General features: G+C 35.9%; 11 protein-coding genes and 2 pseudogenes. 4 read left to right on the forward strand and 9 right to left on the reverse strand.

Annotated elements, in window-relative coordinates; all coding sequences use genetic code 11:
- The first annotated feature begins 182 nt into the window (after positions 1-182).
- Positions 183-2,297: a winged helix-turn-helix domain-containing protein gene (locus tag C1E24_RS03840; RefSeq protein WP_138478887.1), complete on the forward strand. Its 2,115-nt coding sequence runs from the start codon at positions 183-185 to the stop codon at positions 2,295-2,297.
- A gap of 43 nt (positions 2,298-2,340) precedes the next feature.
- Here C1E24_RS03840 and C1E24_RS03845 read toward each other — a convergent pair whose 3' ends face one another.
- The 3 genes from C1E24_RS03845 to C1E24_RS03855 all read right to left on the reverse strand — a co-directional run bounded on the left by C1E24_RS03845 (position 2,341) and on the right by C1E24_RS03855 (position 3,304).
- On the reverse strand, positions 2,341-2,631 hold the full coding sequence (locus tag C1E24_RS03845) for a YciI family protein (RefSeq protein WP_138478889.1): 291 nt from the start codon (positions 2,629-2,631) through the stop codon (positions 2,341-2,343).
- 41 nt (positions 2,632-2,672) lie between these two features.
- Positions 2,673-2,855 (reverse strand): ribosome alternative rescue factor ArfA, encoded by a 183-nt coding sequence (gene arfA, locus C1E24_RS03850; RefSeq protein WP_058029774.1) that lies wholly within the window; start codon positions 2,853-2,855, stop codon positions 2,673-2,675.
- Positions 2,856-2,938: 83 nt separating this feature from the next.
- On the reverse strand, positions 2,939-3,304 hold the full coding sequence (locus C1E24_RS03855; protein WP_138478891.1) for a DUF7674 family protein: 366 nt from the start codon (positions 3,302-3,304) through the stop codon (positions 2,939-2,941).
- Between the two features lie 429 nt (positions 3,305-3,733).
- On the opposite strand from C1E24_RS03855, the gene C1E24_RS03860 reads away from it, so the two are divergent.
- Positions 3,734-4,702 (forward strand): dihydrodipicolinate synthase family protein, encoded by a 969-nt coding sequence (locus C1E24_RS03860; protein WP_138478893.1) that lies wholly within the window; start codon positions 3,734-3,736, stop codon positions 4,700-4,702.
- A gap of 92 nt (positions 4,703-4,794) precedes the next feature.
- On the opposite strand, the gene C1E24_RS03865 is transcribed toward C1E24_RS03860, so the two are convergent.
- Positions 4,795-5,154, reverse strand: coding sequence for a VOC family protein (locus C1E24_RS03865; protein WP_138478895.1), 360 nt, complete (start codon positions 5,152-5,154; stop codon positions 4,795-4,797).
- Positions 5,155-5,368: 214 nt separating this feature from the next.
- Between C1E24_RS03865 and C1E24_RS20885 the strand changes: the two genes are divergently transcribed.
- Positions 5,369-5,542, forward strand: coding sequence for a hypothetical protein (locus tag C1E24_RS20885; RefSeq protein ID WP_171040757.1), 174 nt, complete (start codon positions 5,369-5,371; stop codon positions 5,540-5,542).
- Positions 5,543-5,633: 91 nt separating this feature from the next.
- Here C1E24_RS20885 and C1E24_RS03870 read toward each other — a convergent pair whose 3' ends face one another.
- Both C1E24_RS03870 and C1E24_RS03875 read right to left on the reverse strand, forming a co-directional pair.
- Entirely contained in the window at positions 5,634-6,035 is a 402-nt protein-coding gene (locus C1E24_RS03870; protein WP_138478897.1) for a hypothetical protein, read from the reverse strand.
- 100 nt (positions 6,036-6,135) lie between these two features.
- Positions 6,136-6,507 (reverse strand): tetratricopeptide repeat protein, encoded by a 372-nt coding sequence (locus C1E24_RS03875; protein ID WP_138478899.1) that lies wholly within the window; start codon positions 6,505-6,507, stop codon positions 6,136-6,138.
- 539 nt (positions 6,508-7,046) lie between these two features.
- On the opposite strand from C1E24_RS03875, the pseudogene C1E24_RS03880 reads away from it, so the two are divergent.
- Positions 7,047-7,277 (forward strand): annotated as a pseudogene (locus C1E24_RS03880) (IS110 family transposase); the annotation flags it as partial.
- Between the two features lie 835 nt (positions 7,278-8,112).
- Here the strand turns inward: C1E24_RS03880 and C1E24_RS03885 are convergent.
- The 3 genes and pseudogenes from C1E24_RS03885 to C1E24_RS03895 form a co-directional block, all read right to left on the reverse strand.
- Positions 8,113-9,072 carry a nucleoside hydrolase gene (locus C1E24_RS03885; protein ID WP_138478900.1) on the reverse strand — a complete coding sequence of 320 codons (960 nt, stop codon included), beginning with the start codon at positions 9,070-9,072 and terminating at the stop codon, positions 8,113-8,115.
- 49 nt (positions 9,073-9,121) lie between these two features.
- The gene (bla, locus tag C1E24_RS03890; RefSeq protein WP_138478902.1) at positions 9,122-9,874 is read right to left on the reverse strand and encodes a subclass B1 metallo-beta-lactamase; all 753 of its coding nucleotides are present in this window, start codon (positions 9,872-9,874) and stop codon (positions 9,122-9,124) included.
- A 540-nt stretch (positions 9,875-10,414) separates the two neighbouring features.
- A pseudogene (locus C1E24_RS03895) lies at positions 10,415-11,402 on the reverse strand (transposase).
- Positions 11,403-11,608 lie beyond the last annotated feature (206 nt).

Raw genomic sequence — 11,608 nt, forward strand, 5'->3', positions numbered from 1 at the left:
AGTTGTACAACAAAGCTACTAAAAACATTTAAAAACACATGAACTGACAATGATTTTCTACTGACGTTTACCTGATAATTTTTAAAAGTATGTATATCAGTCGGTTAGCGAATTGCGTTTTGAAAGGCCCAAAGGTACTCTATTCATAAATAACTTAATTCTAATTGGCACTTCGAGCTGGCATGGCAGAGCAATATAAAATTGGCGAGTTTCTTATAGACCTTTCGCGCAATCAAATTACACAAGACACTAAACCACAAATCATTCCGCCAAAAGCCCTAGCCGTACTCACTTACTTAGCCAAACATCAAGGCAAAGTGATTAGTCAGGACGAGTTATTAGATAACGTTTGGAAAGGCACTGTTGTCTCACCTAACACACTACAACGCAGTATCGCCCAGCTCAGAAAAGCTTTAGGTGATGATGGTAAAGAGCAAACCTATATTAAAACCCATGCAAAACAAGGTTACAGCTTAGAGCAAAACGTACATTGGCTCACCAAAGAAGAACAAACAGTACACTTCCAAAAGCAAGATCCTGAAGACGTACTTATAGGCCGTGATAAAAAAATAGCTCAAAGCGATAGCTCTGCAAAAAGTTCTAATAAGCAGCTGTTAAACAAACCATTTTTCTTGTTTGCATTCATATTATTGAGCCTTGTACTGATAAGTAGTTATTACTTCGCAGCACAACCATCAAAACCCTTTTCCATAGGACAAATACGAGCCCTAACCGCAACAGACGGCAAAGAATTAGCCAGCATTTATTCACCAGATGGTAAGTACATTATTTTTCATCGCTACTCAGAAGAAGAATGTATTAACGATATTTGGGCGAAAAACCTAGAAACACAGCAAGAATATAAACTCACCAAAAATATGGATATTTATGGACAACAACGCTTCTCAAAAGACGGGAAGAAAATTATTGTCATCCGAACCGTTGACTGTGCTGAACCTGTTATGCAGAAAAAATGCTATCAACTTATGAGTCTAGATTTCGAAAAAGCCTTAAACGCACCGCAGGAAATGGATTTAATCCTAGAGTGCAAAAACTCCGAGATTAGACGACCCTACTGGATGAACAATGGCAATATTGCGCTTATGCAAAGACACACTGAGCGTTGGCAACTGGTGAGTTTTGAAAGTAATCAGACTCAAACCAATGTGATCCATGATGGCTTTGTTTACCACTACGATTACTCACCAACCAATGATTTACTTGCAGTCACGAGTATTAAGGAAGATAGCAGGTACTATATAGATATCATTAGGCCCGACGGCGAGCTGATTTCTAGCCATCCAATTCTTTTACCTCAAGAAATTGCAGGATATCGTTTTATTCGCCCTAACTTTTCACCAATTGAGAATACATTAATTTTTAGTACAGGAAGACAACTGTTTTCAATGACATTTGATGGCGAAATACAGAATATTAGTATTCCTGTTGACAAGCCTTTCTCAAGTCCAATGTTTCACCCTGATGGTGATAGAGGATTAGTTATAAAAGGAGTATATGATACCGATATCATATCAGTCGATTTAAACGAAAGCTCATCCAGTGTTATTTCAAGGTCAAATACAGCTGAAAATAATGCAGTCTATCAACCAAACGGCAGTTATATTGCCTTTGAATCAGCACGCTCAGGTGAGGCACAAGTTTGGGTAACAAATCAAAGTACGACTACGCAACTGAGTCAGTTACCAACAGACAGCTATGTCACTGGTATAAAATGGTCGGGCGATGGTAAAAATATATTAATGAACGCAAATAGCACGTTATTTAATATTTCTTTAGATAAAGTACAAACACCAATTAAGACAAGCTTACCCATACTTGCATTATTACACTGGGATGATAATAAAAACTCGGCATTGGTATTTGCACAGTTCAATGGAGTGAAAAAACTGGCTCAAGTAGATTTAATTTCAGGCGAAGTGCAAAAGCTAACAGACAAGCGTGTCAACTGGGCAAAGAAATCGGATACCGGTGCGATTGTACTCACCGATCATATGGATAGATTCTGGATTTCTAGCGCGATAGAGTATCAACCTATTACCGCACTTAATATGCAAGGCGGTGATAATAAGCGCTTCTTTATTCGTGATAACCAGATTTACGGTATAAACAACCAAAATCAAGTTTGGCGTTATGACATACAAAATAAACACTTTGAGACTATTACGACACTTACAAAGAACACCGAAAATATTACAGATATAAAGAACAACAAACTGTTAGTGACAAAAAGGCAAATTGCCAACAAAGAAGTGGTAGAGCTACTACTAGATAAATAAGTACCTAAAACTAAAGTGCTTAAGATACTTATTTAAAATCGGATTAATCTTGGAGAAGAAATGCCAATGGCTGTGCAGCCATGGTTGGTAAAATTTCTGTAATTTCATAATGCGCAAGTGCTTCAATAAAAAATGGGTCTTGCGCAATTACCTTGTCTAACTGCTTTCTATCTTTAATTGTAGAAATGATCACACCACCCGTTCTTGGGTTCTTACGGCCTGACAAAATAAAGTTACCATTGCCATAATGCTTCTCTAGAAACGTTTTATGTTCTGGAATGTATTTATCAATGACGCTAAGCGGTGCACAGTAACTCAAAGACACAATAAACATAGAAAATCCTTATCTATAGAACAAAAACCTTATCTTAAAACTTAGGCTGCCTTAAGATAAGGCTCTCGGCCTTTATGTTTATTGCTACGTTGATAACTGCCCTTACCTTTTTTAGGCTTTTCGACTTTACTCTTAAACAACACGCTCGTGACAAGCGCCTTAATCGCATTATCTTTTATCTCACCACGATGATGGTCGTGTTGATATTTTTTATTTTTACTCATCAATTCCTCTTTTAAAAATGAGTTAATCTCGAATTGGCTATCGTATATAAAAAACCTATAAAAACAATCAATATTTAATCAATTTAAAGTTTTTTATTTGGTGCGCCACCATGAAAGTTTATGTACAGCTGCTGTAAATTTTTAGGGACCAATGGCCAGCCAAAATCAATGGCTTCAGCAGTACAAGAAAAGAACAAGTGCTCAACATAATAGACATCAATATATTCAGCTTCGATATTTGAAGCCGACTCAAATTTTTTACTCATGTAATTTAAATAAGATATAGCTTTATCGATATCGCCTAAATTGAAGGCTTGGTTGGTCAACTCAGAAAAAGTTTCGAACCTAAAAGTATAAGCCCACTTTTCATGCTGTTCCATTAACGGAACAGCTTCAGGGAAGTGTTGAGTAATATCTTTTAAAAAGCGTCTAATTACGATTTTTGACATAAGAGTTTTGCGTCATTTAATTTGTTGAGACGAATTTCAACATGCGAAAGCCTTCTTTCAATTGCGTCTTTGTGGTTGAGAAGTTCACCTTCAGTCGTACGGATCTTTTTTATTTCGCTAAGTCTAGGGTATGAGTCTAAATCTAATAGTTATATAGAATGTTATCTTTAATTAATGTACCTAATAATGAATTTTTAGAAAAGTTTTTTTTCCAAAACACACAAAAACAAAAAGCGCTAACTTTCTGCTTTTATTCATATTCTTTTAAGTACACTCGAACGTTAAGCACACTCTAAGTGTGTTCTCTGCTCTAAAAAATGAAGTCAATAAAACTCATACTTTTCTGATTGCAATTTAGGTGCTACAATAAAATTGTATATTTTATACGATCTTATTTATGATACGTTTTTTATTCTTTAAGGTATTACGATGGAAACAAACAGTACAGATTGGCGTTATACGGTTATGCCAGCCGTTTTTACATGGCTAAAAGAGTCTGAGTCTGGCGCTTTAGAAATAGATCTAGCAGCAACACAAAAGTATGCTGCAGATATTTTAAGAGCTGAAGGTAAAGCAGGAACCAGAATGGGCGGTTTAGTTGGCTCTGGCACACTTGGCGAAAATAGCTATTTAACGAATGAACAACGCTTATCTTTACTTGCTTCTCTTTCAGAAGTAGCCAAAGAATTTAATGTACCTTTAATTAGTGGTGCTGCGGCAGAAACAAAAGAAGAATTAGCCGAAATCGTAAAAGAGCTCTCAAAAGTGGGCGTTGATACAGTCATGGTTATGCCGCCAAAAACCGAAGCTACACCATCAGATGATGAAATGTATGACTATTACGCGTTATCAGCATCTGCTGCTAAAGAAGCTGGCGTTACGATCATGCCATATAATAATCCAGATGCTGCTGGCTATCATGCTCTATCAACTTCATTATTAATGAGACTTGCAGCTTTACCGGAGGTTACAGCGCTTAAAATCTCAACCACTGATGTATCAGTCATTGAAACACTCATGCTAGAAAACAAAGAATTAAAAGTACTAGCAGGTGTCGATACTGTTACCGTACATGCAGGTCTGGCAGGCGCATGCGGTGGTATTACTGGTGTCGGTTGTATCTTCCCTAAAGCAAGCGTTACGATGCAAGAGTATGTAAATAATGGGCAATGGGCAGAAGCGAACAAAATTTCTCAAGCAATGAACTCAATCTCATACCTTGACGCCCAACCATTACTTTTAGAGTACTTAAAGTTTGCTTTTGGTGTTCACCATAACGATGCGGAAGGTGGTTTACGCACACTTGGAAAGAAACTGACTCAAGAACAAATTGAAGATGTTAGAGCAAGATACTTGCAGGCTAAAGAAAGACTTGAATTGCTAGGTTTAGCTGAATAAAGCGCATAGAGTTATATAAAAAGCTCTATTTTGGAGCTTTTTATATAGTATAAGGATACCTCAAGGTAACCACATTTTTATATCAATCATAGTTATACATGAAGCTGAAATAACTCATGCACAATACCTGATGGATCTTTAAAAGCAGAATATCTTCCCCAACGATTTTCATTCGGCGAGTCATGAACAAATTGAACACCAAAAGACTTCATCACTTTAATTCGACTGTCTAAGTCATCAACAGTAAATAATAAAGTAGAATTTGCATTATAGCCATGTGCGTATTCAGTCGCTTTATTTGTGCCTTCAAACATAATGATTTCATGAGCCCCTGATTTCAATTTAATACAGTCATCGTATTGCTCTAGTAATTTAAGCCCTAAGATCTCAGTGTAAAAATGAAGTGACTCCGCAATATTCTTAACAACTAAAAGTGTTAAAGGACTGTTCATAGCTCACCTTACGTTTGATTAAAAAATAAACAGTAATTTTAATGCTTTGTTTTACTCAGAATTGAGGTTTATGTGCGAAAAAATACATAAAGACTCATAATAACCACCTAGTAATGAAACCCTAGGGTAAACGAATCAAGTTTTTCAGAATATATATTTAGTTATCAAACCCAAAACACTCAAGGATAAGCCACTTATTAGTAAGAAGTTTAGTGTGCTAGATTTTAATAATATAGGTTTCGGTACTTCTGATAGGGCAGACTTCAAAGGCAAAGAAAAGAGCTTAGGGTTCAACCCTGCGCTAAATATTGTAATCGCAGCGCCCATTGCTAAAGCTAAGTCACTTGTTGAGCTATTACTAATAAAAAAACCTATAAAACCTGCATAAAAGAAAATAAAGCTGATACAACAACACAAAATTAAAACTAGCTTTTCCTTAAATAGTAAGTTCCCCACTCTACTCTCCTTAATAAAAAATTTTATAAACTAGTAACAGCCAGATGATAAATGCCAAACTTATTGAATAAATTTGAAATCTGCATCACATATTTCATTTCAACACTATCGCTTATAAACATCCATGCCCTATCAGTTGGGTACTCCGCCAATCGATTATCAATATACTTTTCAATACGAGACATATCGCTTAGATGAAAACGTACTTTCTCACCTTTAAAATTGATAAACCCATCAGATGCTAGCTCTACTTTAAAAGCAGTTGTATGTCTCTTACCCCAATAGGCTATTGGTTCAAATTGACCCACTTTGAGGTTGATCGCTGTTTCGGGTGTTTTTGGTTGTATAATCAGCAAAGAAAAAATCAACACCAAGGCTAAATCTACAAACCCAAAATTTGTTAAGCTTTCAGTATCTTTATTCATTAAGGCCACCATGTTCTGTTTTAAAAGAAGCCTAGATTTAAAAGTGCAAAATATTAATAATATTCTGATTTTATTCGTTTAAATAGTAAAACCCTTAAATTTAACGTTGAAGTTCATCGTTCAAGACATCAATATACTTTTGAGCATCTTCTTTCCACAGAGGCTCAGTTTTAATCAAATTTTGAAATTCAGACATAGCTTTATCTTTGTGATCTAACTTAAAGTACAAAGTAGCTCTTAACCAAAGCAGATTTGCATCACACGGTCTTTTAGATATGAACATTTCGCATTTACGAAGCCCAACATCATAATACCCTTTATCTATTAAAATATTGATTGTTTGCGCTTGACTTGTGCCAGATAAGTTTCGGTAAATTACATTAAAAATGAATTTAAAGAAACTTGTCGCAATGATAATCAATAAAAGAGCAATAACTATGTCGAGCTTTTCTATGTCAAAAAAAGTATTCATTTTTCACCCTGTAATCAAATGAGTTTGAAGCTAAATCTATTAGTAAAAATAATACGTTGTTAAACAATATGTATTGAACCAAATTCTTATTAAGAATTTTATATTATTGTTTAGTTATCGAGACTATTGCCAACCTGACAAGATAATCGCTGTATACATTGCTAGGCACTTATGCCTTGTTTAAGATGTTGTTCTCAAATTACAGCAATCCATCATGAATAACATTCAAACACTTGTTATCGATTTAGCAAAATTTATTCTCCCTTGTTTAAATGAATAATCATGAAAAGGTTATTCTTAGAAAAACTCTATCTCGTAAAAACTACTCGCCTTTATTTCAAAACTCAATCCTTACTTCATAGCTATGGAAGCCTGCTCTGGTGATCATTATTGAGCGCGAGAGTTTAAGCTTCAGGGTAACCAAGTCGCGATTACTGCTGCTAAGTTTATTGAAACTTTTCGTAGCGGCAGAAGTAATGATAATAACGATGCCTAAGCAATTTGTGAAGCCGCTATGAGTCCTAACATCTGGCATGACCGAGTTACAAAAACGACAAGAAGGCTTACCAAAACAGATTGTTGATATCGCATGGAAAGCACAACTAAGACTCTGCAAACGTTATAAAAAGCTCATTAACAAAGGTAAGCATTACAACCTTGTTGTCACCGCCATTGCTCGTGAAATGATTGCGTACATATGGGCAATCGCAAAACAAATTGTACTCTCTCCGATAAATACTAAATTAAGATTATCGAGAGTACCGGCTTAATATGAACGAATTAGAGTTAATGCATTGGGTCAAGCATCGGGTGTGGCACAACCACCGACGGCGTTAGGATGGCAATGCAGCTAACACTGCATTGAACCACGAACATAGACTGAAAACAGGTGCCACGTCGAGTTAAGTAAAGTCTGCTCTGTTACTAGAAATAGTAATAATCAACGAATATCACCGGGGCGACGCTTCGCCATGAAAACCGACGACATTACTTGCTTCATCCTATGTATTAACTCGCTCTAATTCGAGTTGGAATAATTATGGCTTAAAAAGTTAGGCGAGGATCAGTGCGTTTAACTTGACAGTGGGAGTCATACCAACGCCTTTGTTAACAGGCTAAATATAGTTGGCTAGAATATGCGACGAAGGAGCAAAAGCCAACTATATTTTATCCTTGTTTAACAACTTGTTAGGTGCGTTGCTTGTAGAACTGGGCAATTAGAATACCACCCGCCCAAATAAGCGAAGCTAGAGATAAAATATAAGTCGAGCTAAAAAAGCCGATAAATCCGCCAATTATTAAAGCTATTAAGCCTAAGATGAATGTTAAAACTGTTAATTTAGAAACATTAGAATTTTAAAGTGGGTGTCTATTTCTTTATTTCTACCCACACCTAAAACAAAAGCGGCCAATATTATTAACTCAGTAGACATGCTGAAATTCCCTTATTGTGATGCTTCATTAAATGGACTAAAAAGCGGATCATAATGTGATCCTAATAGAGGAAAGCAGTTTTAGTCCGATTTAATTTTCTAGTTCGGTTCCACTTCAACCAAGCCTCTTATGCATAGAGCTGTGCCCTCTTTGATTATGATTGCTATTACCTTAATCACAATTGGCTAAGCTATCTATATACAGGTTTAATAATTCCTTGCTATTAACGCCTGTGCAGACTTTTTGTTTCGGTTGGTTACTCCATTCATCAATCGGGTAAACTCTATCACACTGCTTTAATAGGGTATGCCCAGCGGCTACACCTTCTGTAACCACTCTTACACACCCTTCTTTTACAGTAAAAAGTTCAGGACAAATAGCATAAATTACAGCTGAAGAGTCATGAACAAAAAAACCATCCAATCCAATATCATCATTATAAAATTTAGAATAGTGTCTAGAAATGTCATAGATAAATTGCCCATACTTAGCCGATTTATTTTTTAACTTTTCGAGGTAGGAGTTGTTCATTATTGTCTGTTGCGTTACATCTAAACCCACCATTGTTACTGGCCAATTCGCTGAAACCACAATATCCGCAGCGTGAGGGTCTCCAAATATATTTGCTTCAGCAAATGGTGTTAAGTTTCCTGCGTGCCCATTAAAGCCAAAAGCCCCCCCCATTATAATAACCTCTTTAACAAGTGAGGTGATTTCTGGGGCTTTTTTTATTGCCAAAGCTAAATTTGTTAATCGGCCTATTGCAATAAGCGTAATTTCGTTTGGGTGCTCTTTGATAGATTTAATTATCAAATCATGTGCAATTTCTTCATTGGCTTTACTTTCAATTTCATCTGGAATATTGATATTGCCTAACCCATTTTCACCATGGACAATTGTTGCTGGGGCACTAGGTAATTGAGTTAAAGGTGAGTCAACCCCTTTTGCTACAACAGCTTTCATACCAAACCTGTCTTTTAAATAAAGTGCATTTTTAGTGCTGTTTGCAATATTGGCATTGCCAAATGTTGTAGTTATAGCTATTAGATCTAATTTGTTACTCTGGTGAGCAAGGAGAATTGCCATTGCATCATCAATTCCAGGGTCAGTATCAATTATTACTTTTTTCATTTCATGTTCTCTTAACTATTTTATAGATAATACGGCTTTGATAAGAGTATTAATTTAAAGAATTCTGCATATGTTGCTTTAATAGCTTTTCTGTATGTGTTAATAAATTTTTCCCGCCGACTTGTCCATGCCCAGGAACAACAAAGATATTTTTATACTTTGAATTAAGGTGTTCTATTACATCTAGCCATGAATTAATGTCTGAATCAGCAGTACTACCTAAGGATTTTGCTTTTAGAGCTCGAATTGAACAGCCCCCAAATAAAATTTTCGATTTAGGTAACCAAACTACTAAATTATCCTCAGTGTGAGCATGACCTAAATAAGATACTTCAACATCACTAAACTTTATGGATGAACCTGGCTCCCTAAGTTGATAAAAAACTTCATTGGGTACAGCTGTTCCCTGTTGTACAGTAAACTTTCTTGTTTTTGGGTGTGAATAAACTTTTATTCCTGCTGACTTTAATATATCCACGCCTGATGCTCTATCTCCATGAGAGTGTGTAATTAAAGCTTTTTTTATTGGTAAATTTATTTTTACCTTAATTTTATTAAGTAGCTCTAACGTTTTTAGTTCGCCCCAAGCAGTATCAATTAAGATAAGAGAATCATTATTTTGAACTATCATGCCATTAGATGACATCTTAAACCCGTTTGGGTATATGTAGTGTGAAGTATGAACCCAAACGCCATCCGCTAATTTGGAAATTTTTATATCATTATGATGTACTATTCCCCCTGTCGAATGACAGCTTATTGGTATTAAAAAGAGTAACAAAACTCTAAATATTTTTATCATTTGCCTTCCGCGTTAAGGTTCAATTTATTAGTTATTGAGTTGAATTGCCGTAATTTTTAGCCAAGTTTTTACTTTAATATCGACGCATTTTTCATTTATGACTCATCAAGCAACTTGCTCTAGTTCCTAGACAAAGTAAAAACAAACCTTCCACATAAATAAAGCCATAAAAAGCAAATAGAAAAGGCTTTGAGTCCATATAAAAAGATTTCAAACCATAAGTGGAACGTTCCAAAACGAGTTTGTCTTCGCTCATTAAAAAAGTCAAACATTATTTAAAAAAAGATTTTAAGGGGACACCGATTTAATTAAATGGACATCCACCTTAAACTAACATAAAAAAAGGACACCCAACTTTAATTAAGTAAAGCTTACTATATAATTACCAAGTTTTTCTAAAATTGATAAAGTGAATTCTTTTACATAAAAGAGTCAAGGCTAGAAAAACCACTCTGACAAACACAATCAGATATTAACATGGGGGCTGACGGCTAGAATACCAGCTCGAAGTGTTAAGTTAACCTTATAAAATAGAACCCCCTAAGCCAATAACCTTTGGCATTGGTATAAATTACTCCGCCGTTTTAATTGCACATGCTCACAATAACTCTGCAAAGACCTTTCCCGGCCTACAGCCCCTTTAAAGACTCGGGTAAATTGTGTTGTGAGTTTTAACCAATTCTCAGGACAAATATTGAGCCTAGTTAAAATAGGTTGAGAAGAATCGATTGAGCCACGTTTGTCAGCCCGAATACACTTCCCTGTAAGTTCAACTAGTTGTAAGTAATACTTAAATTCAAACGGCAGACCTTTTGGCATATGCTTTCTGGGGTTCCCTGAAAATCGCAATAATGATTTGGGTTGTTTACCCTCTTTTGCTGATTCGATGCGTTTTTTAATGCTTGTGTGGTTTGATGTTTCAGGTGTTTTTGCCATTTTGGCGCGAATGGGGTTTAAATCTACATAGACCATACAAGCAGCAAGTGCTGCTTCATCCAAGAGAGCTTGTGATTTAAAGCGGCCTTCCCAGAACCTGCCTGTACAACTATCTTCTTTATTAGCTTTGCGAGCTATGTGTTCATTAAGTACACGCATAAACCAACTTATATCCGATAGTCGCTGTCTAAATTATTTAATTTCTCTTGCTAAGAAGAACTGCTGGCCCCTATCTAATTTTTATCCAGCTAAAAGTTTTTGAGTAAGGGGTGTGCCCTTAAATAGCTTATGCCAGCGAATTGCCACCGCTTTATCGCTGAGTCTGTTTGCTTTTTTGTCATCTACATACAGAACAAAATGCGTGTGGTTACTCATAACCACATAGGCACATAGGCACATAGGCACATACATCAATACAAAATACCTTGGCTATTTGTTGAAGTTTGTCTTCAATCCACTGTCTGCGATGTTCGTATGATTTACCTGTATGAGCGTCTTTACCGCACAAATAAGCACGTCGAACACAGCGTGAAATACAATGATAGTATTTGGTATCTTGTAAACTCACCTGTCTTTTACGTGCTTTGGTCATTATCGTTAGCCTACTGTTTAAACTTAATTTAAAAGTAGTCAACGGTTAAATCTTGGTCAACTTTAAAATGGGTGTCCTATTATTTCACGCCTTTGCGTATAACGCCGTTGTAACCGGCTAATAATAGTTGGCTAAAATGTGAAGCGAAGCGTAGCAGCCAACAAGTTTTTTGTCCGCGTTTACGACCTTGATACTTATTGAACCTT

The organism is Pseudoalteromonas phenolica, assembly GCF_005876835.1.
In the GTDB taxonomy this organism is placed as follows: domain Bacteria; phylum Pseudomonadota; class Gammaproteobacteria; order Enterobacterales; family Alteromonadaceae; genus Pseudoalteromonas; species Pseudoalteromonas phenolica_B.